The organism is Citrobacter sp. R-1.5.2 (genome assembly GCF_035064245.1).
GTDB lineage: Bacteria > Pseudomonadota > Gammaproteobacteria > Enterobacterales > Enterobacteriaceae > Citrobacter.
In genome coordinates this window covers 255,994-281,385 of the sequence record NZ_JASEYC010000006.1, presented here as the reverse complement: position 1 = coordinate 281,385, position 25,392 = coordinate 255,994, and the positions used below count along the sequence as shown (strand labels likewise).

Annotated in this window: 21 protein-coding genes and 1 pseudogene; 9 read left to right on the top strand and 13 right to left on the bottom strand. The window is 49.9% G+C overall.

Features of this window, described 5'->3' with window-relative positions:
- Positions 1 to 8 precede the first annotated feature (8 nt).
- From cdsA to rpsB, 7 genes are all read right to left on the bottom strand, one after another.
- Complete coding sequence (gene cdsA / locus QMN38_RS13680) at positions 9 to 866, bottom strand: phosphatidate cytidylyltransferase (protein WP_048212646.1); 858 nt, start codon at positions 864 to 866, stop codon at positions 9 to 11.
- A 12-nt stretch (positions 867 to 878) separates the two neighbouring features.
- Complete coding sequence (ispU, locus tag QMN38_RS13675) at positions 879 to 1,637, bottom strand: (2E,6E)-farnesyl-diphosphate-specific ditrans,polycis-undecaprenyl-diphosphate synthase (protein WP_040230029.1); 759 nt, start codon at positions 1,635 to 1,637, stop codon at positions 879 to 881.
- Positions 1,638 to 1,949: 312 nt separating this feature from the next.
- Positions 1,950 to 3,146: a 1-deoxy-D-xylulose-5-phosphate reductoisomerase gene (gene ispC, locus QMN38_RS13670; protein ID WP_271441999.1), complete on the bottom strand. Its 1,197-nt coding sequence runs from the start codon at positions 3,144 to 3,146 to the stop codon at positions 1,950 to 1,952.
- 96 nt (positions 3,147 to 3,242) lie between these two features.
- Positions 3,243 to 3,800: a ribosome recycling factor gene (frr, locus tag QMN38_RS13665; protein ID WP_005132113.1), complete on the bottom strand. Its 558-nt coding sequence runs from the start codon at positions 3,798 to 3,800 to the stop codon at positions 3,243 to 3,245.
- 139 nt (positions 3,801 to 3,939) lie between these two features.
- Complete coding sequence (gene pyrH, locus QMN38_RS13660) at positions 3,940 to 4,665, bottom strand: UMP kinase (RefSeq protein WP_005132114.1); 726 nt, start codon at positions 4,663 to 4,665, stop codon at positions 3,940 to 3,942.
- 145 nt (positions 4,666 to 4,810) lie between these two features.
- Positions 4,811 to 5,662, bottom strand: coding sequence for a translation elongation factor Ts (tsf, locus tag QMN38_RS13655; protein ID WP_271442000.1), 852 nt, complete (start codon positions 5,660 to 5,662; stop codon positions 4,811 to 4,813).
- A gap of 134 nt (positions 5,663 to 5,796) precedes the next feature.
- Positions 5,797 to 6,522, bottom strand: coding sequence for a 30S ribosomal protein S2 (rpsB, locus tag QMN38_RS13650; protein WP_005132117.1), 726 nt, complete (start codon positions 6,520 to 6,522; stop codon positions 5,797 to 5,799).
- Between the two features lie 450 nt (positions 6,523 to 6,972).
- Here rpsB and map point away from each other — a divergent pair, with 450 nt between their 5' ends.
- The 5 genes from map to QMN38_RS13625 all read left to right on the top strand — a co-directional run bounded on the left by map (position 6,973) and on the right by QMN38_RS13625 (position 15,231).
- Complete coding sequence (map, locus tag QMN38_RS13645) at positions 6,973 to 7,767, top strand: type I methionyl aminopeptidase (RefSeq protein WP_271442001.1); 795 nt, start codon at positions 6,973 to 6,975, stop codon at positions 7,765 to 7,767.
- Between the two features lie 238 nt (positions 7,768 to 8,005).
- Positions 8,006 to 10,678, top strand: a complete 2,673-nt coding sequence (gene glnD / locus QMN38_RS13640) for a bifunctional uridylyltransferase/uridylyl-removing protein GlnD (protein ID WP_271450060.1) — start codon at positions 8,006 to 8,008, stop codon at positions 10,676 to 10,678.
- Positions 10,679 to 10,709: 31 nt separating this feature from the next.
- Positions 10,710 to 11,534, top strand: a complete 825-nt coding sequence (gene dapD, locus QMN38_RS13635) for a 2,3,4,5-tetrahydropyridine-2,6-dicarboxylate N-succinyltransferase (protein WP_039030312.1) — start codon at positions 10,710 to 10,712, stop codon at positions 11,532 to 11,534.
- Between the two features lie 109 nt (positions 11,535 to 11,643).
- On the top strand, positions 11,644 to 12,030 hold the full coding sequence (locus QMN38_RS13630) for a DUF3461 family protein (RefSeq protein WP_005132126.1): 387 nt from the start codon (positions 11,644 to 11,646) through the stop codon (positions 12,028 to 12,030).
- A 222-nt stretch (positions 12,031 to 12,252) separates the two neighbouring features.
- A complete protein-coding gene (locus QMN38_RS13625; RefSeq protein WP_323605221.1) occupies positions 12,253 to 15,231 on the top strand; it encodes a putative mucin/carbohydrate-binding domain-containing protein in 2,979 nt (992 codons plus the stop codon).
- Between the two features lie 42 nt (positions 15,232 to 15,273).
- Here QMN38_RS13625 and cdaR read toward each other — a convergent pair whose 3' ends face one another.
- From cdaR to dgt, 3 genes are all read right to left on the bottom strand, one after another.
- On the bottom strand, positions 15,274 to 16,431 hold the full coding sequence (cdaR, locus tag QMN38_RS13620; RefSeq protein ID WP_005132128.1) for a DNA-binding transcriptional regulator CdaR: 1,158 nt from the start codon (positions 16,429 to 16,431) through the stop codon (positions 15,274 to 15,276).
- A gap of 150 nt (positions 16,432 to 16,581) precedes the next feature.
- Positions 16,582 to 18,015 carry a serine endoprotease DegP gene (gene degP / locus QMN38_RS13615; RefSeq protein ID WP_005132129.1) on the bottom strand — a complete coding sequence of 478 codons (1,434 nt, stop codon included), beginning with the start codon at positions 18,013 to 18,015 and terminating at the stop codon, positions 16,582 to 16,584.
- 129 nt (positions 18,016 to 18,144) lie between these two features.
- Positions 18,145 to 19,662, bottom strand: a complete 1,518-nt coding sequence (dgt, locus tag QMN38_RS13610; RefSeq protein WP_271442283.1) for a dGTPase — start codon at positions 19,660 to 19,662, stop codon at positions 18,145 to 18,147.
- Positions 19,663 to 19,745: 83 nt separating this feature from the next.
- Between dgt and mtnN the strand changes: the two genes are divergently transcribed.
- Genes mtnN through QMN38_RS13595 form a run of 3 tightly spaced genes read left to right on the top strand, consistent with a single transcriptional unit; the run spans position 19,746 to position 21,898 of the window.
- A complete protein-coding gene (gene mtnN, locus QMN38_RS13605; RefSeq protein ID WP_323605220.1) occupies positions 19,746 to 20,444 on the top strand; it encodes a 5'-methylthioadenosine/S-adenosylhomocysteine nucleosidase in 699 nt (232 codons plus the stop codon).
- Positions 20,437 to 21,237 (top strand): vitamin B12 ABC transporter substrate-binding protein BtuF, encoded by an 801-nt coding sequence (gene btuF, locus QMN38_RS13600; RefSeq protein WP_323605219.1) that lies wholly within the window; start codon positions 20,437 to 20,439, stop codon positions 21,235 to 21,237. Before mtnN ends, btuF begins: the two co-directional genes overlap by 8 nt.
- A 37-nt stretch (positions 21,238 to 21,274) precedes the next feature.
- Positions 21,275 to 21,898, top strand: coding sequence for a TRIC cation channel family protein (locus QMN38_RS13595; RefSeq protein WP_005132135.1), 624 nt, complete (start codon positions 21,275 to 21,277; stop codon positions 21,896 to 21,898).
- Positions 21,899 to 22,017: 119 nt separating this feature from the next.
- On the opposite strand, the gene erpA is transcribed toward QMN38_RS13595, so the two are convergent.
- From erpA to clcA, 3 genes and pseudogenes are all read right to left on the bottom strand, one after another.
- Positions 22,018 to 22,362 (bottom strand): iron-sulfur cluster insertion protein ErpA, encoded by a 345-nt coding sequence (gene erpA, locus QMN38_RS13590; RefSeq protein WP_003018581.1) that lies wholly within the window; start codon positions 22,360 to 22,362, stop codon positions 22,018 to 22,020.
- Positions 22,355 to 22,420 (bottom strand): annotated as a pseudogene (yadW, locus tag QMN38_RS13585) (small protein YadW). Before yadW ends, erpA begins: the two are co-directional and overlap by 8 nt.
- A gap of 23 nt (positions 22,421 to 22,443) precedes the next feature.
- Entirely contained in the window at positions 22,444 to 23,865 is a 1,422-nt protein-coding gene (gene clcA, locus QMN38_RS13580) for a H(+)/Cl(-) exchange transporter ClcA (RefSeq protein ID WP_323605218.1), read from the bottom strand.
- Positions 23,866 to 24,033: 168 nt separating this feature from the next.
- Between clcA and hemL the strand changes: the two genes are divergently transcribed.
- On the top strand, positions 24,034 to 25,314 hold the full coding sequence (gene hemL, locus QMN38_RS13575) for a glutamate-1-semialdehyde 2,1-aminomutase (RefSeq protein ID WP_137383237.1): 1,281 nt from the start codon (positions 24,034 to 24,036) through the stop codon (positions 25,312 to 25,314).
- Positions 25,315 to 25,392: the final 78 nt, after the last annotated feature.

Sequence of the window (25,392 nt, the reverse complement as noted above, 5' to 3'; positions counted from 1 at the left end):
ACCATCCGTTAGAGCGTCCTGAATACCAGTAACAACAGGCAAGCAAAGACCGGCACCGCAGCCGTCAGGCTGTCAATACGATCCAGAATACCACCGTGTCCTGGGATTAAGTGACCACTGTCCTTAATACCTGCTTCACGCTTAAACATACTCTCGGTCAGGTCACCCAGCACGGAGGCCAGGGCTGCAACGATGGAGCAAATGAGCAAGGTGACAGGCGCAACTTCAAGATTCGCCCACATACCATAACCCCACGAGATTACAGCTGCAGTGGCAAGTCCGCCAATAAAACCCTGCCAGGTTTTACCAGGAGAAACCTTCGGCGCCAGTTTATGTTTGCCAAACATCTTACCAAACATATACGCACCTGAATCCGCTCCCCAAACGAGGATCATGACATAGAGCAGCCATAGCGCGCCACTATAATGATTCTCATCATAGTGCCAGGCACGTAGCGCCAGCATTCCCCAAAAGAAAGGAACAATGGTTAACACGCCGAAAATTATGCGTAATGTTTTGGAATTACGCCAGACCGAGGCTGAACCGGGGTAAAACAGCACCAGTAATAGCGCCACGGCCCACCAGCCCAGCGACGCCCAAAGCGACACCTCAACCAGCGGTTGGTGAATGTTATGATGATACTCAGGCAGCAAAAACAGCATCAGTGCCAGCAATAGCCCGCACAAAACCGCCAACCAGACTCGCTGTGTACGAGTGGCAAAACCGCTTAACTGTCCCCATTCCCACGCGGCCAGCATACAGACGACCAGCGTAACAATGGCGAACCCCACCGGCGGCAACAAAAACAACGCCGCGATGACAACGGGTATTAAAACAAAAGCAGAAATCAGGCGATACTTCAGCAAAAGCGACCCCCATCAGGCTTTTTCATCACCGGGCTCGGTGCCGCCGAAACGACGCTCACGATTAGCAAAGGCATGTAGCGCACCTTCAAAGTCTTGTTCATCGAAATCGGGCCAGAGAACATCCGTAAAGTAAAGTTCGGCGTAGGCAATTTGCCACAACAAAAAATTACTAATTCGATGCTCTCCCCCAGTCCTTATCACTAAATCCACAGGAGCCAGCTCATGCATACAAACTTGCTGACCAAGCATCTCTTCATCAATTTGCTCCGGACGCAACAGACCTTCCTGCACCTGTTGTGCCAGTTGCCTGACGCCCTGGACAATATCCCACCGTCCGCCGTAATTCGCGGCAATATTCAGCGTTAACCCGGTATTCTGGGCGGTAAGCGCTTCCGACTTGCGAATCCGTTCTTGCAAACGTGTGTTAAATCGACTGATATCCCCAATAATACGCAGGCGCACGTTATGGCGGTGCAGGTTTTTCACTTCGCTATCAAGTGCCCACACAAACAACTCCATTAACGCACTGACTTCCTGCGCTGGTCGGTTCCAGTTCTCACTGCTAAAGGCATACAGCGTTAACGCATCAATACCGTTATTGGCAGCAAAAGAGACAGCCCGGCGGACGGATTTTGCTCCGGCCTTATGCCCAAAGGCGCGGATCTTCCCTTGCTTTTTCGCCCAGCGGCCATTGCCATCCATGATAATTGCGACATGGCGACAACCATGTGCTGGCAAATTTTCGCTTAATGGTTTAGTTGCAGACAACATAACGCGTTTTTAGTCCCTGAAAGGATTATACGGTACTCAGGAATACTGAAGCCTTTGCGCTTCATCCTTCAGGCTGCCTCTTCGTTGGCTGTGCTTATTCGCCCCTGTCACATACTATTTGTATGCTCCAGGGAACTCATTCACTTGCCGCCTTGATGCAACCTGAATGATTTTGTGCATCCACAAAAAAGCCGTGTCAAACCACGGCTTACCCGATCGAAAAAAAGCAAATACCTGCGATCAGGTGGCGCAGACTATATCACCGAAGCCCAACGCTAACAAATAGCACGATCCCCCACAGAGGGATTATCATCAGCTTGAGAGTCGTGTCACTTGTTTTGTCGCGACATCTCTGGCGATGGCATCGACCCTCAGCACATCATCAACGCTCTGCGGTTCCTGCAAATCCATCTTATCCAGTACAGATAAATTGAGATCGGCGATATCCGTAAATCGAATCTGCTGCGCCAAAAATGCGGCAACGGTAATTTCATTCGCGGCATTCAGCGCAGTTGTCGCAGCCTGTCCTTGCTCAAACGCGTCCATCGCCAGTTTCAGGCACGGATAACGCTGATAATCAGGTGCGGAAAACGTCAACGCACTGAGTTTGCAAAAATCGACAGGCTTAACGCCAGAGCTCACACGTTCCGGCCATGCCATTGTATGGGCGATAGGTGTGCGCATATCAGGCTCACCCAATTGGGCCAGGACGCTGCCATCCTGATAACGGACCATCGAGTGAATAACCGACTGTGGATGGATCAGCACTTCCATCTGACTTGCACTGGCATTAAATAACCAACGCGCTTCAATGTATTCCAGACCTTTATTCATCATGGTGGCGGAGTCGACAGAAATTTTTCGTCCCATCGACCAATTCGGATGACGGCATGCCTGATCGGGTGTCATTAGAGCCAGATCGTGCAATGGCGTTTCGCGGAAAGGGCCACCAGACCCGGTAAGCAGAACAGACACAACGCCGTTTTGCTCAAGGTCAGCGTATCCCAGATTGTGTTGGATAGGTTGCGGTAAACTCTGAAAAATCGCGTTATGTTCGCTATCTACCGGCAAAAGCTGCGCTTTATGGCGTTTCACGTCGTCCATAAACAGACGTCCGCAGGTTACCAGAGACTCTTTATTCGCCAGCAAAATGTTTTTGCCCGCGCGGATTGCCGCAAGTGTTGGCAACAAACCTGCCGCGCCGACTATCGCCGCCATAACCTGATCGACATCATCCAACGCAGCCATATCACAGGCAGCCTGCTGCCCGCACATAACCTCGGTGCGACTTCCATGATCCCGCAATGCGGCTTTCACCAGCGCTGCACTTTTTTCGTCATCCATCACCGCGTAACGGGGTGAAAACTCCAGACATTGCTCCACCATACGGGCGACATTTTTACCCGCTACCAACGCAGCAACACGAAATTTATCCGGGTTATGACGTACTACATCGAGCGTACTGCAACCAATAGAGCCGGTTGAGCCCAGGATGGTTAATTGCTTCATGAGACATCCAGAAGAATTGAGACAGGATAAAAAAGCAAAACGCCGCCATCCAGCCTTCTCAGGCCTTCTAAGCGGCGTTTTTAGCGTACAGGCGAATCAGAACTGCATCAGTTCCGCTTCTTTCTCTGCCAGCGCCGCATCAACTTTCTTGATTGCAGCATCGGTCAGTTTCTGTACGTCGTCCTGAGAACGGCGATCGTCATCTTCGCTGATCTCTTTATCTTTCAGCAGCGCTTTCACTTTGTCGTTGGCATCACGGCGTACGTTACGCACAGCAACACGCGCGCCTTCAGCTTCACCACGTACGATCTTGGTCAGATCTTTACGACGCTCTTCGGTCAGCGGTGGCAGCGGAACGCGGATGTCAGAGCCCGCTGAGCTTGGGTTCAGACCGAGGTCGGAAGCCATAATCGCTTTCTCAACAGCAGGACCCATAGAGCGGTCAAACACGTTGATTTTCAGGGTACGGGAATCTTCAACCGTTACGCTTGCCAGTTGGCGCAGCGGAGTCGGCGTGCCGTAATATTCCACGATAATGCCATCCAGCAGGCTGGGAGAAGCACGACCCGTGCGAATTTTGCTGATTTGATTTTTGAATGCTTCGACGCATTTGTCCATGCGTACTTCAGCATCTTTTCTGATATCGTTGATCACGTTACGAATCCTTGAAAGCTTGTTTCAGTCAGACCATACCCACTACGCAAGGTGTGACAAGTATAGTCTTGATTAATTTTGAGGGACGTATCCCGCGACATTAAAGCGGAATATTACCTGCATTTAGCCGCAACGGGAATTATTCCGTGATTAACGTGCCTTCTTTTTCACCCATCACAACGCGGCGCAACGCACCCGGTTTGTTCATGTTGAAGACACGAATCGGTAATTTGTGGTCACGAGCCAGCGTGAACGCAGCCAGATCCATCACTTTCAGTTCTTTATCCAGTACTTCAGCATAGGTCAGCTGCTCGTACATGGTTGCTGTTGGATCTTTAGCTGGATCGGCGGTAAACACACCATCAACTTTAGTGGCTTTCAGAACCACATCCGCTTCAATTTCAATACCACGCAGGCAGGCTGCGGAGTCGGTAGTGAAGAACGGGTTGCCAGTACCAGCGGACAAAATAACCACGCGGTTGTTACGCAGCAGACTGATCGCTTCTGCCCAGCTGTAGTTATCACACACGCCGTTCAGAGGAATTGCGGACATCAGGCGAGCGTTCACATAGGCGCGGTGAAGCGCATCGCGCATCGCCAGACCGTTCATTACGGTGGCTAACATGCCCATGTGGTCGCCCACAACGCGGTTCATCCCTGCTTTCGCCAGACCAGCACCACGGAACAGGTTACCACCACCGATCACTACGCCAACCTGGATTCCCAGCTCGACCAGCTCTTTGATTTCCTGAGCCATACGGTCAAGTATGCTTGCATCAATACCGAAGCCTTCTGAACCTTGCAGAGCTTCGCCACTTAACTTAAGCAGAATACGTTTGTAGACGGGTTTTGCATTGGTAGCCATGTTTCTTTCCTGAGACTGTCAACGAATGAGATGAGTTAATTCCAGCGACATTGTATGTCGCTTTTCAGCCTTACCACTATAGCGCTTAGCTGAATTTACAAGTCGGACGCAAAAAGAAGCCGCCCTCAGGCGGCTTCTTTTAAAATTAAGACTGCTTGGACATCGCAGCAACTTCTGCTGCAAAGTCAGTCTCAACTTTCTCGATGCCTTCACCCACTTCGAAGCGGATGAAACCAGTTACGTCAGCGTTGTGCTCTTTCAGCAGCTGAGCAACAGATTTGCTCGGATCCATTACGAAAGGCTGACCAGTCAGAGAAACTTCGCCGGTGAATTTCTTCATGCGGCCTTCAACCATTTTCTCTGCGATTTCTTTCGGCTTACCAGACTGCATCGCGATGTCCAGCTGAACCTGGTATTCTTTTTCTACTACTTCAGCAGAAACGTCTTCCGGCTTAACGAATTCTGGTTTGCTTGCGGCGATGTGCATTGCCAGCTGTTTAACCAGTTCTTCATCAGCGCCAGTTGCAGCAACCAGAACACCGATACGAGCACCGTGCTGGTAGCTACCCAGAACTTCGCCTTCCAGGGAAGCAACGCGACGGATGTTGATGTTCTCACCGATTTTAGCAACCAGAGCAACACGTTCTTCTTCGAACTGTGCTTTCAGAACTTCAACATCAGTGATTTTGCCAGCAACGGCAGCGTCCAGTACTTTGTCAGCAAATGCCTGGAAACCAGCATCTTTAGCAACGAAGTCAGTCTGGCAGTTAACTTCCAGAATGAAAGCGATATTGCCGTCGATTTTGGTTTTGATTACGCCGTCAGCAGCAACGTTGCCTGCTTTTTTCGCTGCTTTGATAGCACCGGACTTACGCATGTTTTCGATTGCCAGCTCGATGTCGCCATTAGCTTCAGTCAGTGCTTTTTTGCAATCCATCATGCCTGCGCCAGTACGCTCACGCAGCTCTTTTACCAGGGATGCGGTAATTTCAGCCATTCTAAAATCCTCGGAAGATTTGATCTGCCCGGCATGAAACCGCACAGATTTAAAAGTGAAAAAGGGGCCTGAAGGGCCCCTAACCAAACGTGATACTACCTGGTTTATAAGGGGGCTCTAACGAGCGTGCCTTATTATTCAGCTTCTACGAAGCTTTCTTCCGCCTGGGAAGCCAGATCCTGAGAACGGCCTTCACGAACGGTAGTAGCTACAGCGCCCAGGTACAGGGTCACAGCACGGATTGCGTCGTCGTTACCCGGGATAACGAAGTCAACACCGTCCGGATCAGAGTTGGTATCAACGATAGCAAATACTGGGATACCCAGGTTGTTTGCTTCTTTGATAGCAATGTGCTCGTGGTCAGCATCAATTACGAACAGAGCGTCCGGCAGGCCGCCCATGTCTTTGATACCGCCCAGGCTGTTTTCCAGTTTCTCAAGCTCACGGGTGCGCATCAGCGCTTCTTTCTTGGTCAGCTTTTCGAAAGTACCGTCCTGAGACTGAGTTTCCAGATCTTTCAGACGTTTGATGGACTGACGAACAGTTTTCCAGTTAGTCAGCATACCGCCCAACCAGCGATGGTTCACGAAGAACTGATCGCAGCTGTTAGCAGCGTCTTTCACCGCTTCGCTTGCAGCGCGTTTAGTACCAACGAAAAGGATTTTACCTTTACGAGCAGAGATCTTGTTCAGTTCAGCCAGAGCTTCGTTGAACATCGGTACAGTTTTCTCAAGGTTGATGATGTGAACTTTGTTACGCGCACCGAAGATGAACGGCTTCATTTTCGGGTTCCAGTAACGGGTCTGGTGACCGAAGTGAACACCAGCCTTGAGCATGTCGCGCATGGAAACAGTTGCCATGATTAAAACCTCTATATATAAAAGTTGGGGTTAAGCCTCCACGCATCCCATATTACCGACCCCAAAGGGCACCCCGGAATATGTGTCGATACGTGTGTGTTGTTACACAAAGTGAGATTTGTCGCTCCCGTCCATCGTGTGTAGTCTTCGAATGGATCGGAAGTCCGGCGCGCTTTATACCACAAATACGCCACCGACACCAATAATTGTTGGCGGTCTGTGCTGTATTGAACAATGAATTTCGTGTTACAGACAGGCGGCAAATTTTTGAATCCCCGGGAGCTTACGGCCAGTAAGTGACTGGGGTGAAAAAATGTAGCCAACGCATCTGTGGCACGAAAGGCGAAGTTCAGAATGATTCTCAATTTGGCAGGGTACACTCCAGACTGATACCATTGACGGCACTTACACAATTATTGTCGAAATAATCGACACTGATGGACAGAATTCATGGCTATCTCAATTAAGACTCCTGAAGAAATCGAAAAAATGCGCGTCGCTGGCCGTCTGGCAGCCGAAGTGCTGGAGATGATCGAACCGTTTATCAAACCGGGCGTGAGCACCGGCGAGCTGGATCGCATCTGTAACGACTACATCGTGAATGAACAGCAGGCGATTTCCGCGTGCCTGGGTTATCACGGTTATCCGAAATCCGTGTGCATCTCTATTAATGAAGTCGTGTGCCACGGGATCCCGGATGACGCTAAGCACCTGAAAGAGGGTGATATCGTCAACATCGACGTCACCGTGATTAAAGACGAGTACCACGGCGATACGTCCAAAATGTTTATCGTCGGTAAACCGACCATTCTTGGCGAGCGTCTGTGCCGCGTAACGCAGGAAAGCCTGTATCTGGCGCTGCGTATGGTAAAACCGGGTATTCGCCTACGTACCCTGGGTGCTGCAATTCAGAAATACGCAGAAGGTGAAGGCTTCTCTGTAGTACGTGAATACTGCGGCCACGGTATCGGTCGCGGCTTCCATGAAGAACCTCAGGTCCTGCACTACGATGCAGACGACGGCGGCGTGGTACTGCAGCCGGGCATGACCTTCACCGTAGAACCGATGCTGAATGCCGGTGATTACCGTATCCGCACCATGAAAGACGGCTGGACGGTGAAAACCAAAGATCGCAGCTTGTCTGCTCAGTACGAGCATACTATTGTGGTAACGGAAAACGGCTGTGAAATTCTGACATTACGTAAGGATGACACCATCCCGGCAGTCATCACACACGACGCATAATTTTTTGCCTGATGGCGATGCTCCTGCATCTTATCAGGCCTACAAATTACACCTTTACTCAAAATCATTCGAGTTGCCTCAAGGCGGCAAGAGAGTGAATCTTCAGGAGCGTACATAAGTACGTGACTGGAGTGAACGAGCGCAGCCAACGCAGAAGCAACTTGAAGGATGAAGAGTAAATACGTAGGCCGGGTAAGGCGTTCACGCCGTCATCCGGCTTTTTAATGGGTGGCGCACAATGAATACTCTTCCTGAACAGCACGCAAATACTGCCCTCCCCACCCTGCCTGGCCAACCGCAAAACCCAGGGACATGGCCACAGCACGACCTCAACTGTACCGGCATAAAAGCTCATATCGATAATTTCCAGCACTGGTTGGGGGAAGCATTTGACAGCGGAATTTCCGCTGAACAGTTAATCGAAGCCCGCACCGAATTTATTGACCAGTTGCTGCAGCGCCTGTGGATTGAAGCAGGTTTCGGTCAGATTGCCGATCTGGCGCTGGTGGCCGTTGGCGGCTACGGGCGTGGTGAACTGCATCCGCTTTCCGATATTGACCTGCTGATCCTTAGCCGTAAAAAACTGCCTGACGCGCAGGCGGAGAAAGTCGGCGAGTTATTAACGCTATTGTGGGATGTGCGGCTGGAAGTAGGACACAGCGTGCGTACGCTGGAAGAGTGTCTGCTGGAAGGACTATCAGATTTAACCGTCGCCACCAATCTGATTGAAACACGGCTGCTGATTGGCGATGTCGCGCTGTTCCTTGAGCTGCAAAAGCATATTTTCAGCGAAGGTTTCTGGCCATCCGATAAATTTTACGCCGCCAAAGTAGAAGAGCAAAATCAACGCCATCAGCGCTATCACGGCACCAGCTACAATCTGGAGCCGGATATCAAAAGCAGTCCAGGTGGACTGCGCGACATCCACACCCTGCAATGGGTCGCCCGCCGTCATTTTGGTGCCACGTCGCTGGATGAGATGGTCGGTTTCGGCTTCCTGACGCTGGCGGAGCGCGCCGAACTGAATGAATGTTTGCATATTCTGTGGCGGATCCGCTTCGCATTGCATCTGATCGTGAACCGTTACGACAACCGTCTGCTGTTTGATCGACAGCTCAGCGTGGCACAACGCCTCAATTATGGCGGTGAAGGCAATGAGCCTATCGAGCGGATGATGAAAGACTATTTCCGGGTCACGCGGCGGGTGAGCGAACTGAACCACATGCTGCTCCAGTTGTTTGACGAGGCGATTCTCGCCATGCCGGCCGATGAAAAACCGCGCCCAATTGATGACGACTTTCAACTGCGTGGCACATTGATTGACCTGCGCAATGACGACCTGTTTATCCGCGAGCCCGAGGCCATTTTGCGGATGTTTTATATCATGGTACGCAATAGCGCGATCACCGGAATTTACTCCACCACACTGCGTCATTTGCGTCATGCCCGCCGTCATTTAACGCAGCCGCTGTGCTACATTCCGGAAGCGCGCTCGCTATTTCTCAGCATGTTGCGCCATCCAGGCGCAGTCAGTCGCGGCCTGTTGCCAATGCATCGCCACAGCGTGTTATGGGCCTATATGCCGCAGTGGTCACATATCGTCGGTCAAATGCAGTTTGACCTGTTTCATGCTTATACGGTGGATGAGCACACTATCCGCGTCATGCTGAAACTGGAAAGTTTTGCCAAGGAAGAGACCCGCCAGCGCCATCCGCTGTGTGTGGATCTGTGGCCGCGCTTACGTCAACCGGAACTCATTTTGATTGCTGCGCTGTTCCACGATATCGCCAAAGGTCGTGGCGGCGATCACTCTATTCTCGGGGCTCAGGACGTACTCAAGTTCGCCGAATTACACGGACTCAACTCCCGCGAAACGAATCTGGTTATGTGGCTGGTACGCCAGCATCTGCTGATGTCGGTGACCGCTCAGCGCCGTGATATTCAGGACCCGGAGGTGATTAAGCAATTCGCCGAAGAAGTACAAACGGAACACCGTTTGCGTTTCCTGGTCTGCCTTACCGTCGCCGATATCTGCGCCACTAACGAAACGCTATGGAATAGCTGGAAGCAAAGCCTGTTGCGCGAATTATACTTCGCCACAGAAAAACAACTGCGTCGTGGAATGCAAAATACACCGGATATGCGCGAGCGTGTGCGCCATCATCAGCTTCAGGCGCTGGCGTTATTGCGGATGGATAACATTGATGAAGAAGCGTTGCACCATATCTGGTCACGCTGTCGAGCGAACTATTTCGTGCGCCACAGCCCAAATCAACTGGCCTGGCATGCGCGTCATCTCTTACAACATGACCTCAAAGAACCGCTCATTCTGCTTAGCCCGCAGGCAACGCGTGGGGGAACGGAAATCTTTATCTGGAGTCCGGATCGCCCGTATCTGTTTGCCGCCGTTTGCGCCGAACTGGACCGGCGTAATCTGAGCGTCCACGATGCGCAGATTTTCACCACCCGCGATGGGATGGCGATGGATACGTTCATTGTGCTGGAGCCGGACGGCAGTCCGCTGTCGTCAGACAGGCACGAAGCGATCCGTTTTGGGTTGGAACAAGCCATTACTCAACGCAGTTGGCAGCCACCGCAACCGCGTCGTCAGCCGGCAAAATTACGCCACTTTACTGTCGATACTGAGGTCACCTTTTTGCCGACCCATACCGACCGTAAGTCATTCCTCGAACTTATCGCACTCGATCAACCAGGACTACTGGCGCGGGTCGGGCAGATTTTTGCCGATCTGGGAATTTCGCTGCATGGCGCCCGAATTACAACTATTGGTGAGCGAGTAGAAGATTTATTCATAATCGCCACCGCCGACCGGCGTGCCCTTAATAATGAGCTGCAGCAGGAAGTACATCAACGGTTGACAGAGGCCCTCAATCCAAACGATAAAGGGTAATGTTTTTATTTATTATGGAAAGAGTTTAACAATGCAGCAGTTACAGAACGTTATTGAGTCCGCTTTTGAGCGTCGTGCCGACATCACTCCGGCGAATGTGGATACCGTAACCCGTGAAGCGGTTAATCAGGTTATTTCTTTACTGGATTCCGGTGCACTGCGTGTCGCAGAAAAGATTGACGGCCAGTGGGTCACCCATCAGTGGCTGAAAAAAGCGGTCCTGCTCTCTTTCCGTATTAACGATAATCAGGTTATCGATGGTGCGGAAAGCCGCTACTTCGATAAAGTGCCGATGAAATTTGCCGACTACGATGAAGCACGCTTCCAGAAAGAAGGCTTTCGCGTGGTTCCGCCTGCGGCCGTGCGTCAGGGGGCATTTATCGCACGTAACACCGTGCTGATGCCGTCTTACGTTAACATTGGTGCGTATGTTGATGAAGGTACGATGGTTGATACCTGGGCGACCGTAGGTTCTTGTGCGCAAATCGGTAAGAATGTTCACCTGTCCGGTGGCGTTGGCATCGGCGGCGTACTGGAGCCGTTACAGGCTAACCCGACCATCATCGAAGATAACTGCTTCATCGGTGCGCGTTCGGAAGTTGTGGAAGGCGTGATTGTCGAGGAAGGTTCCGTCATCTCGATGGGCGTGTATATCGGTCAGAGCACCCGTATTTACGATCGTGAAACAGGCGAAGTGCATTATGGTCGCGTACCGGCAGGTTCTGTTGTCGTTTCCGGCAACCTGCCGTCGAAAGATGGCAAATACAGTCTGTACTGCGCGGTGATCGTGAAGAAAGTCGACGCTAAAACGCGTGGCAAAGTGGGTATCAACGAACTGTTACGTACCATCGACTAACAGCAATTTGAAAAAGCGGGCTTAGCCCGCTTTTTTTACATCTGCGGGTGGCATAAACAAGGCTTTTCGTTAATTATTCAATGGTTATAGTAAGCTTAAGGGTACCGCTATGTATGACAATCTGAAAAGTCTGGGCATTACTAATCCTGAAGAGATCGATCGTTACAGCCTGCGGCAAGAAGCCAACAACGATATCCTGAAAATCTATTTCCAAAAGGATAAAGGCGAGTTTTTTGCCAAGAGCGTGAAATTCAAATATCCCCGTCAGCGTAAAACGGTGGTCGCCGATGGCATCGGTCAGGGCTACAAAGAAGTGCAGGAGATCAGTCCAAACCTGCGCTATGTGATCGACGAGTTGGATCAGATCTGCCAGCGCGACCGCAGTGAAGTCGATCTTAAACGCAAGATCCTCGATGATTTACGTCATCTGGAAAGCGTCGTGACCAATAAGATCAGCGAAATTGAAGCCGATCTGGAAAAACTGACGCGCAAATAAGCCATCATATCTTCAGGCCAGGAAACTGGCCTTTCTAAAAAAATATCACACACCCACACTCCCTTTAATTTACTCATCATTTCATTATCCATAAAGATAAAAAAATATATATCCATATCATTAACATCATTGCACACGGATATTATATAAAATGACTTTTATTATCTCATAAAAAATATAAGGTTTATCTATCTTCAACCACTAAATAAGAGATAACCAACTATGAACAATATACTTTTAATGAAATGCTATGCTCTCGAAAAGGCAACATGGCTTAATAAAGAAGGTTTTAATAAAGGGTTACTGCACGATCGTCAGGAATTAGACTTTATTTTGCCCGCGGAGACCATCCTTCGCGTCAGGCAGTCCGACATCAGTAATGGTTCTGCTACCTTGCGTCTATTATGCAATGACTCTGCTGTTGAAAAAACATTAACATTGAAAACTGAATGGCAAGAGATCAGCGCTACTGTTGATACCGTCCCTTTCATTGATACGCTATACATGGAAAATGTTTCTGATTACGACGTTGAATTTGAAACACCAGAAAAATTCCAGACATTGCCTTTTTTTGACAAAAATAGTGATTCTGCTTTATTTTTTTCTTCATGGTCAGAGACCAACGCCCCCTATGCGCTTATCGATACTGGCAGTGCCAAACTATTAGTTCCCTTTGCCGACATGGATAATCTCCAGAATGTAAATACCGACAATGGCATTTACGGACTATTGGACTATTATGAAAAAATTTTTGCATTCTATAATGATTTAGCCGGACTTAGTTTTACGCCAGTAAATTCTCTCAATCAGAACATTGCCAATAAGTATTTCATTAAGGCAGATAAAAACGGTGTGGGTTCCGCCTATTTCAACACCTACTGGTGTGCAGAGACCTCATCAACCATCGCGCAAGGCTGGATTGATAATGTTGAAAACCAATGGACTGTGCTTCATGAAATTGCCCATGGATATCAGGGCAATTTTATGAATGACTCTCGCTTCTCCGCTGGAGAGGTTTGGAATAATATATATGGCGCATGGTTTCAGCAAGTTATGTTGGGCAATAAAAATGAACTGTATACCGATGGATGGTTATATAACGATGGAAACAGAGGTTACACTGAGGATAACTTCCGAAATAATATCTATAATCAAACACCTGTGAATCAGTGGAATCCACATCAAAGATTATTATTATTGATGCTAATGCAATTCAAATCCTCGATGAAAAATTTTGTGCTATTTAATGATAGTTACCGGGCATTGGCAAACAGCGAAAATTTCTCCGCATCAGATCATCACATCCTGGATATGCTTGCAGAGGCAAGCGCCTCTGCCGCAGGATATGATATGACCCCCTATATTGATTTGTGTGGTGTTGAACTTGATGATATCACCCGAGAACGTATTCAGACTCTGGAAACCAAACCGGTTTATCCACTCTTTGATCTCCTGCCTGAGGCGGAATGGGACAACGCGCAGCAAGCAATGGGGCTACAAACGTCTGTTTGGTTGGTTGATAATGCAGAGTTGTCTGTCTTAAACAAAAAAGGCAATGTTACCTTTGATATCATCATTGATAATTTAGCTCAAATTTATGGACGTGATCTCAAAATAATTGATCATTGTGGCAATGATATTACGGTCAGAATTACTAATACTACATTAGAACAGCAATATTTACCCATTGGGGTTTATCAACTTATTCTGCCAAAAGGAAAATCTCAAAAATATACTACTGATCAAAACTGGTTTGTGGTACGTGAAGGCGAAAATAATGTAACGATTAATTATACCCCACTAAATGACACCAGCGGTCGTAACGAAGAACTTATTTTCCTGGGGCTTGGCGATGCAAAGTTTGCAACCCTCACTGTTGAGAATGAGAGCAAAACAATCCAACTAAATGTCACCAGTTCCGCGCCACATTCTTACTATGGCAGTGACATTTATGCGAGCGTCACCATTTTCTCAGCGACTGGCGAGGAAATTTTCAATCGTGATATGCCAGGACAAAATTGTCCAATTACCTATGATGAAATTCCTTTTGAAGATGGGTATCTCATCGAGGTTTATCATGCCGAATGTGGGAAGCGTTTATATAGCCTACCAAATTATCTTGATCTGGTTGTGCACAATGAAAAAATCAATAACTTCAGGATTGATAAAACAGGATTATTTAATACCGCACTAAACAATGACCCGGATGAGGATCTCCGTTCTATTATTGCTGAGTCAGCAGAAAAGCTACGCGTTGAGTCACTTATTTATACTCTACCAGAAAGCACAGAAAAAATTAGTATCTGGCTAATGATTAACAAATTCACTGGCGAGGAGCGTGATTTATTATTGCTTGAATATGCAGATGTCATTCCATTAGATAATAGTGAACCCGACATCCTGACAGGGAGTATTATTCATCTTGAATTACGCGGATTGAGTGACGCCGAATTTTCCGAAATTACTATCGATAACAGTAATTACTTGATGACGGTAAATACTAAATCAGTAATACCACACAATTATTATCCGGAAACCTACGCATGGATACGTGTGTGGAATGAAAATGGGATTGAAATGTACAACCGAAATTATGATGGCTCAATCCGATATCCGACTACAACAGAAAGCATTCCATTACGCAATGGCTATGTTATCGACATCCTTCATTATGAACCATTCAGATGCGTAGCTTCAAACGTTATGCAAAATACAGATTTTCAACTTGCACAGGATAATACATGGGAAGTCATTAGTTCAGGGCTACAAGATTACCAACACCCGGCTTCCAGTGATCCGAAGGCGACAATACGAGGTAATAAATTTCTCTGGAAGCTACTGGGATATTACGATGTACAGTTTGCCAGTATTGATATGGATCTGGTGAATAACCAGGTTGTTTACTCAACAGAGGCCACCACGCCACACAGCATATATGGCGAAGATCTCTATGCAGAGGTCAACATTATCGATAACAATGGTTTTCTCGTTTATCATCAGGAAATACAAAGTAAAGTCCTGCTGGAGAAATACACGAACACTATGACACTGGAAAAAGGATATACTATTGAGGTTTATCATGCAGAAGCATATAAACGCTCGGTTATTCTCAACACCGAGACCGAGCAAAAGTATCCCCAAAAGAAAAAAGTAGTTTATCAGGTTATTGAAAAAGGACTGCTTTTAATTTCTGAAGAGTAACCCGTAGCTCAAAACCACCTCGCTGTGAGGTGGTTTAATGTCTCAATGCTGCTCATCCAGCTGCAACGCCACATACAGTAGCAGTCTGTCGTCAAAATTCCCCAAATCCAGCCCGGTAAGTTCTGAAATACGATTCAGGCGATATTCAAGCGTATTGCGGTGGATAAATAGCGCCTTTGAGGTCGCCAGCGGCTGTACGTTGTGGCGAAACCATGCCGCTAATGTCCTACGCAGCAAGCCGTTGTTATCCATCGCTTTCAGTCGTACCAACGGACGGGCCAGCTCATTAGCCTGCCAACCGCCACGCAGGCTGTCTAACAGCACGGGCAGCATCAAATCCTGGTAAAAATAGCTACGGCTTTCCGGCATGCGCTGCTTACCGACCATCATGGTCGTACGCGCGGTGCGATACGAGCGGGCAATGCTGCCCGGCCCGGTAAAATAGTTACCCAGCGATACGCGAAAGCGTAGCTGTCCGTTCTCTTTCATACGGGCGATCAGCTGTTCAACACGCTTGCGATGATCTTCTGCATCCCAGCGGCCAAACTGATTCAGCGCGGGTTTCAGAACGACCATCTCAGTCAGTGAAACAATCGCAATCAGGTTATTTCGCTCTGGTGTCGTCAACGCATTTTGTAATTGCTGTAGTTCAGCCATGGCGCTGTCTACACCAAGCTGACCGCTGTCGACCTCCACCACAGCTACCACACGTGGTTGGTTCAGATCTATTCCTAGCCGCTGCGCCCATTCCACCAGCGCCGGGGTGTTCTCTTCAGCCTGAATCAGGTTCATCACCAGTTCTTCGCGCAGACGACTGTCCTGAGCGAGCAGATGCATCAAACGCGACTGCTCCAGCATCATTTCGGCGGTCATACACACCAGTTCACCGTACTTACGCAAATGCTCCGGCTCGCCAGTTAAACCAATAACGCCAACAATTTCGCCTTCAAGCCGCAGCGGCAGGTTTATTCCCTGTCGCACGCCGTGCAGATGTCGTGCTACCGCATCATCAATATCGACGACCCGGCCCTGTGAGAGCACCAGCAGCGCACCTTCGTGCAATTCACCAATACGCTCGCGATCGCCACTGCCAATGATCCGCCCACGGGCATCCATTACGTTGATATTGGTATCAATGATGCGCATCGTGCGCGCCACGATATCCTGCGCCATTTTGGTATCGAGATGCCAGCCAGCCATAAAGCCCTCCTGTGAGCAGTGCTCAAGCATAGGGAAGAAAACAGGCCGCGACATTGTGCAAATGCACAAAGCAGAAGAGAGAAGTATGGAGTTGTGGTAGGTATCACAAAAAGAAACCCCTTCCCTGATATGGGAAGGGGTTCAGAGGGATTACTGCATCAACAGATAGATAGAGCTGTCACCACGCTGAATGTTCAGCGCCAGAACAGCTGGTTTACTGTCGAGAATTTTGCGCAGTTCCGCGATGTTTTTCACCGGTTGCTGGTTAGCACCAATGATGACATCCCCTTTCTTCAGGCCAATCTGTGCCGCCGGCGAATTCGGTTTCACATCGCTTACCACGACACCTTTGTCCTGGCCTTTGTTGCTCATATCCGCACCTTCAATGCCTTTGAAGATAGAGCTGGAATCAACCTGAGTCTGGCTGCTCTGCTGCAGTTCCAGGTTCACCGTTACCGGCTTACCGTCTCGCAGCAGGCCAAGGTTAATTTTGCTACCCACTGGCATGGTGCCGACCTGCGCACGCAGGGCAGCGAAGCTGCTGATGGGTTTACCGTTCAGTGATGTAATCACGTCACCCGCTTTGATACCGGCTTTCGCTGCAGAAGAGTTCGGCATAACCTGACTGACGAATGCCCCACGCTGGGCATCAACTTTCATCGCTTTCGCCAGCTCAGAGCTCAGCTCAGTCCCCATAATACCCAGCTCACCGCGTTTAACCTGGCCGAACTCAACCATCTGCGAAGTCAGGTTTTTCACCATGTTGCTTGGGATAGCAAAACCGATACCGATGTTGCCACCGTCCGGCGCGAGGATCGCGGTGTTAATCCCGATCAACTCACCATTCAGGTTAACCAACGCACCACCAGAGTTACCGCGGTTGATCGCCGCATCCGTCTGGATAAAGTTCTCGTAGTTTTCGGCATTCAGGCCACTACGCCCCAGTGCAGAAACGATACCTGAAGTCACTGTTTCACCAAGGCCAAACGGGTTACCAATCGCTACAGTGTAATCACCCACGCGCAGCGCATCAGAATCTGCCAGCTTAATTGCCGTCAGGTTTTTCGGGTCCTGGATTTGGATCAGTGCGATATCAGAGCGCGGATCTTTTCCGACGATCTTCGCGTCAAACTTACGACCATCGCTCAGTTGAACCTTGATCACCGTGGCGTTATCGACCACGTGGTTGTTGGTCACAACATATCCTTTCGCGGCATCAATGATGACGCCAGACCCCAGCGCCATAAATTTCTGCTGCTGTCCGCCGCCGTTGTCAGCACCCGGAGCGCCACCCTGACAGAACGGTGAGCTCTGGAACGGAGAACCGTCCTGGCAGAACGGAGAGTTATCACCGAAGAACTGCTGGAAATTACGCGGCATACGCGGCGTATTGACCGTCGTGCTCCCCTCGACATTAATACTCACCACCGATGGCATCACTTTTTCGAGCATCGGGGCCAGGCTTGGCATCTGTTGGGCAGTTGTTGCTGAAGACGCTGTCTCAGCCGCCGTTGCAGACAGGGGGGACAACGCCAAACCTAAACTCAGAGCCAGTGCACTCATTGCTAATGTGGTTTTTTTCATGTGTTTCGTTCTCGATTAACAGGTCACGCAAAATTGCTGTATACCTCAGAGTCGTTTTATAGCGCTAAGTTCCAGAATGAAGTTTAAGGAAAAAGTAAAATTTTATTGTCCGTCTTTACAAATGAGTATTTATTGTTCTACCGCCATCAGCCGTCTATATTCATCCCAGGCATACAAGTCAGTCATCCCGCTGATATAATCCTGAATTAAACGGCAGCGGTAATAATATTCCATAACCGGGAACTCGGCACTACCCGGCAATATTTTACTGACCGCCTCAACATAAGCAAGACGATGGCGGGTAGACAACTTTTGAAATAATCGAGATTCGATAGGGAACTGTTTTAATCTTTCGTGTTCAACCAGCTCGCTAAAGTCGGATAATGACATTTTTAACAGTGGCTGGTAGATTTCCAGAAGCCCACTGATAACCCGATAGCCTTGCAATTCCAGTTGCTCCACATCTGGATGGCTAAACACATGTTTTACCGCTACATTTTTATAAACCCCAAGTAACTGACTGAAGCTACTGGCATCTTCTAATAAAGCGTGATTAAAACTCCCCTCAAAAATTTGCGGTAAATTATCAATAAAACGCTGAGCGGCGTACGGTACCAGTTTATTCAGCGTGTTAACGCGTAAATACATAAAGAATTGATCTTCCGTACTGCGACTTAATGTATTTGAGCGAGATTTTTCCCAGGCGTTCTCAACAACCTGGCTAAACAGGGAACCTTTTTCATGATGCCCCCACGCCTCATACAGATGGTGGTAAAGCTGCTCAACACTGAAGATTCTTTTCTCAACAGCATCCTCCAGGTCAGCCACACAATAAGAGATATCGTCCGCTGCTTCCATAATCCAGGTTAATGGAAAGCGACTGTAAGGCGCTAATGATAATTCTTTACGTAACCGCTCAATATACGGTTCCTCGGAAAGGTAATATCCCGGTTTCTTCATTAAATAGTTATGCGTCGCCGGCGTACCTCCACGCCACCATGCCGGGCGCGTATATTTTAAAATCCCCCCCACCTGCGACCAGGTCAGGTTCATGCGCATCAGTGTATGCACCAACCGAATGCCCTGTGCATTGCCTTCAAAATGGCACAGGTCCTGACGTACCTTGCGGCGAATATCATTGAGCGACTCTTCACCTTCACGCAAACGTAACGCAGGCACCTGGCAGCGATCGTCGCTTAAGGGCTGGCTTTCAGCATCAGCCGGATAGAGTCGCTGGCGAAACCAGTCATTAATTGCTGCCTCGCCAAAGTGACCAAACGGCGGATTGCCGATGTCATGCATCAGGCAGGACATTTCGACGATGCTTTCAAAGGGACCGGTCAACTCATCCAGGCCGTACTGCTCCAACAATTTTTGCTCTTTCAGTCGACTGAGGATCTCTTTGGCGATATAACGTCCTACCTGCTGAACTTCCATCGAGTGCGTCAGGCGCGTACGCACTGCCGCATTACGCTCCAACGGAAAGACCTGGGTTTTTTGCTGCAGTCGGCGAATAGCCGGAGAATTGATAATGCGTCCACGGTCGCTTTCGAAAATGCGCAGGATCTCATGCTCAGATTTCACGCCCTGCGGCGAACGGTAACGACGATGCCAGTTTATTTTTTTTCGGAAATCGATCTGTGCCATGTCCTCTCCCGCCTGAGAAATGCGCTACCCCTTAAGCGCATGATAGACTATGCCCTCAAATCTGGCTTATCGCGAGTAAATCTATGAAAATCGGCATCATTGGTGCAATGGAAGAAGAAGTTACGCTGCTGCGTGACAAAATCGAAAACCGTCAGACAATTGCTCTTGGCGGTTGTGAAATTTACACCGGCCAACTGAACGGTACTGAGGTTGCGCTACTGAAATCAGGCATCGGTAAAGTGGCTGCGGCGCTGGGCGCTACGCTGCTGCTTGAACACTGCAAGCCAGATGCCATCATTAATACCGGTTCAGCGGGTGGCCTGGCCTCTACGCTGAAAGTGGGTGATATCGTGGTTTCTGACGAAGCGCGCTATCACGATGCTGACGTCACCGCATTCGGCTATGAATTTGGCCAGCTACCGGGCTGCCCGGCTGGTTTTAAAGCCGACCCGGCACTGATTGCTGCAGCGGAATCCTGTATTGCCGAACTCAATCTGAACGCCGTCCGCGGACTGATCGTCAGCGGCGATGCCTTCATTAACGGCTCCGTTTGCCTGGCAAAAATTAAGCATAACTTCCCACAGGCGATTGCCGTTGAGATGGAAGCAACCGCAATTGCGCACGTGTGTCACAACTTTAACGTGCCGTTTGTTGTCGTTCGCGCTATCTCTGACGTTGCCGATCAGCAGTCCCATCTCAGCTTTGACGAGTTCCTGGTTGTTGCCGCGAAACAGTCAAGCCTGATGGTTGAAACGCTGGTGCAGAAACTGGCGCATGGCTAACTTCATCTCCAGGGCGCTGGTCGCCCTGCTTTTCACTCTTCCGGCGTGGCTTTACGCCGCGCCGCGCGTTATTTCGCTTTCCCCAGCCAACACTGAACTGGCCTTTGCCGCCGGTATTACCCCCGTTGGCGTCAGCAGCTATTCAAACTTCCCGCCCGAGGCCAAAAATATTGAAGAGGTCTCAACCTGGCAAGGCATGAATCTGGAACGTATCGTGGCGCTCAAACCCGATTTGGTTATTGCCTGGCGTGGAGGGAATGCCGAGCGGCAGGTTAATCAACTGACTGCCCTGGGAATTAAGGTCATCTGGGTCGATGCCGTCACCATCGAGCAGGTCGCTGATGCATTGCGTCAACTTGCGCCATGGAGCCCCAAGCCTGAACAAGCAAAGCAAGCAGCGCAAACCTTGCTTGATGAGTATGCTTTACTAAAGTCTCAGTATGCCAACAAACCGAAAAAACGTGTGTTTCTCCAGTTTGGCGCAAATCCTCTGTTTACCAGTGGAAAAGGTTCCATTCAAAACCAGGTTCTTGAGGTATGTGGTGGAGAAAACATCTTTTCCGGCAGCCGGGTTCCATGGCCGCAGGTCAGCCGCGAACAGGTCCTGGCAAGAGCCCCTCTGGCAATTGTTGCTACCGGCGGTTCGGGCGAAATTCCTAAAATTGAGCAATACTGGGGAAATCAGCTAAAAATACCGATTATTACTCTTGATAGTGACTGGTTTGAACGCGCGAGCCCGCGTATTATCCTCGCCGCAAAACAACTCTGTAATGCGCTTTCACAAGTAAATTAGCGCCTGCCCCCACCAGGTTTGTTGTGAGGATTTAAAGATGCTCGTCTATTGGCTGGATATTGTCGGTACCGCGGTATTTGCTATCTCTGGTGTATTACTTGCCGGAAAACTGCGTATGGACCCCTTCGGCGTTCTGGTCTTAGGCGTGGTAACCGCCGTCGGTGGCGGTACGATCCGTGATATGGCACTGGATCACGGCCCCGTATTCTGGGTTAAAGATCCCACCGATCTGGTGGTGGCGATGATCACCAGTATGTTGACGATCGTACTGGTACGTCAGCCAAGACGCTTACCGAAATGGATCCTTCCGGTGCTGGATGCCGTAGGTCTGGCGGTGTTCGTGGGTATTGGTGTGAATAAAGCATTTCTCGCAGGAACCGGACCACTGGTAGCAATTTGTATGGGGGTCATTACCGGTGTTGGCGGTGGAATTATTCGCGATGTGTTAGCACGTGAAGTGCCGATGATTTTGCGCACCGAAATCTACGCTACAGCATGCATCATTGGCGGCATCGTCCACGCCACCGCGTTTTATACCTTCAATGTGTCGCTGGAAAACGCCAGTATGATGGGGATGGTCGTTACCCTGCTGATTCGGCTTGCCGCCATTCGTTGGCATTTGAAATTGCCGACGTTTGCGCTGGATGATAACGGGCGTTGATGTGACGATGCAGAACATGTAGGCCGGATAAGGCGTTTACGCCGCCATCCGGCACATTGCCCGGTGACGCTACGCTTACCGGGCCTACACCATCAGACCATCGGTATTACAGACAGCAATCAGATGCTGAAAGAGGAACCACACCCGCAGGTGCTTTTGGCGTTCGGGTTAGTCACAACAAAGCGAGAACCTTCCAGACCTTCGGTGTAATCAACCGCACCGCCTACCAGATACTGCAGGCTCATCGGATCAACCACCAGACCAACACCTTGCTTCTCAATGGTCATATCACCATCGTTTACCTGATCATCAAAGGTAAAACCGTACTGGAAACCGCTGCAACCACCGCCGGTGATATACACGCGTAATTTCAGATTTGGGTTATCTTCATCTGCGATCAGGCTTTTTACTTTATTGGCTGCTGCTTCAGTAAATTGCAGTGGCAGCGCTACGTCATCACTCATATTTTGCTCCAAACGACATTGGCAATTGGGCAAATTATAACCCAATGGTTAAGGCCATTATCTAATACCCTGGTATTTCGTTCAAGTATTCTCGCCCGTGGCGGTACTCTGGCTTTTTGCCGCCTGCTCCGCTTCCTGTTTAGCCAGTGTGCGGGCAAGGATAGTCGAGTATAGCGGTTTTCCACCCATAAACTGGGCTAATAGTGTTGCGCCAAGACAGGTAATAATCATTGGCAAAATGAGCTGATAGTTATCCGTCATTTCCAGCACCAGCACAATGCCCGTTAACGGCGCACGCACAGAAGCGGCCAGCAATGCCCCCATCCCGGCAATAGCAAACGTCCCCGCCTCCAAATGATACTGCGGAAAAGAGGCCGCTGCAGCCATGCCAAATGCAGTTCCCAGCAATGTGCCTAATGCCAGCATCGGGGCAAATATCCCACCAGGCGCGCCGGATGAGAAGCACAGCAGCGTGGTGATGACCCTGGCGATAAAGATAAACAGCAGAAGACCCACACTGAAATTGCCCGCAGCAGCAATCGGGATCAGATTAAATCCACCGCCTGCCGCTTCAGGTTGAATCAAACCGAGGATCCCGCACAGACCGCCGATCACGCCACCCATCAGCACCCATTTTTTAATTTCACCGCCGTGGAAGCGCTGAAACATATCCTGGGTACGCAACACCATGGTATTGAACAACGGCCCGACGCAACCAAAAATAATCCCCAGGATGAGGTACAACCACAGCGTATTAACCGGCGCATTGGAGAGTTTCCCGACCTCAATAATCGGGGCCTCGCCGTTGAAAATACGAAACACAATGCTCGACATAATCACGCCGGTAAATACGGCTTTGATCGACACGAGGTTATAACGAAACTGTGGTCGCATCTCTTCAATAATGAACAGAATGCCGGCCAAAGGCGCATTAAACGCGGCCGACAGACCCGCAGCCGCACCGGTTGCCAGTAAGGTGTGTCGCGCTTCGGCGCTACGCATGCGGAAAATATCCAGCACCATGCGCCCGATATTGCCACCAATTTGCACCGTTGGCCCTTCCCGGCCGAGCACCATCCCGGCACCCAGCGTCCCCATACCACCGATAAATTTTACCGGCAGCACACGCCACCAGCGCACAGGTCGCAATTCTTCTAATGCGCCTTCAATCTCCGGGATCCCCGAACCGCCCGCTTCCGGCGCAAATTTACGCACCAGAAAATAGCCGACCATCGCCAGCAATGCAGAGAGGATAAACGCCAGCGGCCACAGCAGAATGGCATGGTCAGCAACCTGAGCCAGCGCGCCAATACGCTGATTCTGCACCCAGGTAACGGCTTTCTCAAACGCCACACCCACCAACCCCGTCACTGTCCCCACCACGGCGGCCATCAAGAGGATCGCCAACGGCGTTTTGTCACGATCGAGGAGTCGACGGATCTGATCCCTGCGCCGTAAACGCACAATTTGTTGTGCTTCAAAAGAAGGGGTGTCTGTTTTCATCAGATAATCATTAATTGGTAATACAAATACGGAAACGGCATTCTACTCGCACGTTTCGTGAAAATCCCCTGCAAATCGTATTGTTTCAAATACGCAAAACTTTCATAACCTTCTCTGAATAACTAGAATAGCGGGCATTTACTTTTTCTACGAACCAGGACCCCATCCATGAGTAAGTCTGAAAACCTCTACAGCGCAGCACGCGAACTTATCCCCGGCGGCGTTAACTCCCCAGTTCGCGCCTTTACTGGCGTGGGTGGTACTCCGCTGTTTATTGAAAAAGCGGACGGCGCATATCTGTATGATGTCGATGGTAAAGCCTATATCGATTATGTCGGCTCCTGGGGGCCGATGGTGCTGGGTCATAACCACCCGGCAATTCGCAATGCCGTGATTGAAGCGGCAGAGCGCGGTTTAAGCTTCGGCGCACCGACCGAGATGGAAGTAAAAATGGCGGCGCTGGTCACTGAGCTCGTGCCAACCATGGATATGGTACGTATGGTGAACTCCGGTACCGAAGCGACGATGAGCGCGATCCGCCTAGCGCGCGGTTTTACCGGTCGCGATAAGATCATCAAATTTGAAGGCTGCTACCACGGTCATGCTGACTGCCTGCTGGTCAAAGCCGGTTCCGGCGCATTGACGCTGGGCCAGCCTAACTCCCCGGGGGTTCCGGCAGATTTCGCGAAACATACCCTGACCTGCACCTATAACGATCTTGCCTCAGTACGTGCGGCATTCGAACAGTATCCGCAGGAAATCGCCTGTATTATCGTTGAACCAGTAGCGGGCAACATGAACTGCATCCCGCCACTGCCGGAATTCCTGCCGGGTCTGCGTGCGCTGTGCGATGAGTTTGGCGCACTGTTGATCATCGATGAAGTCATGACCGGTTTCCGCGTCGCACTGGCGGGTGCGCAGGATTATTACGGCGTAGTACCGGATCTGACCTGCCTGGGTAAAATCATCGGTGGCGGCATGCCTGTTGGCGCATTTGGTGGCCGTCGTGATGTGATGGATGCCCTGGCCCCAACCGGACCGGTTTACCAGGCGGGTACGCTGTCCGGAAATCCAATTGCGATGGCGGCAGGATTCGCCTGTCTGAATGAAGTCGCCCAGCCAGGGATTCATGAGACGCTGAACGAACTGACGACACGTCTGGCAGAAGGTCTGCTGGAAGCCGCTCAGGAAGCAAATATTCCACTGGTGGTTAACCATGTCGGCGGGATGTTCGGGATTTTCTTCACTGATGCAGAAACCGTAACCTGCTATCAGGACGTGATGTCCTGCGACGTTGAACGCTTTAAGCGCTTCTTCCATATGATGCTGGATGAAGGCGTTTACCTGGCACCGTCCGCCTTTGAAGCAGGCTTTATGTCTGTCGCGCACAGCGAAGACGATATCAATAACACCATCGACGCCGCGCGTCGGGTGTTTGCGAAATTGTAAAAGAGAACGTCCAGAAACAACGTAGCCGGGTAAGGCGAAGCCGCCACCCGGCTTTTTTATTGCCGGATGGCGACGCAA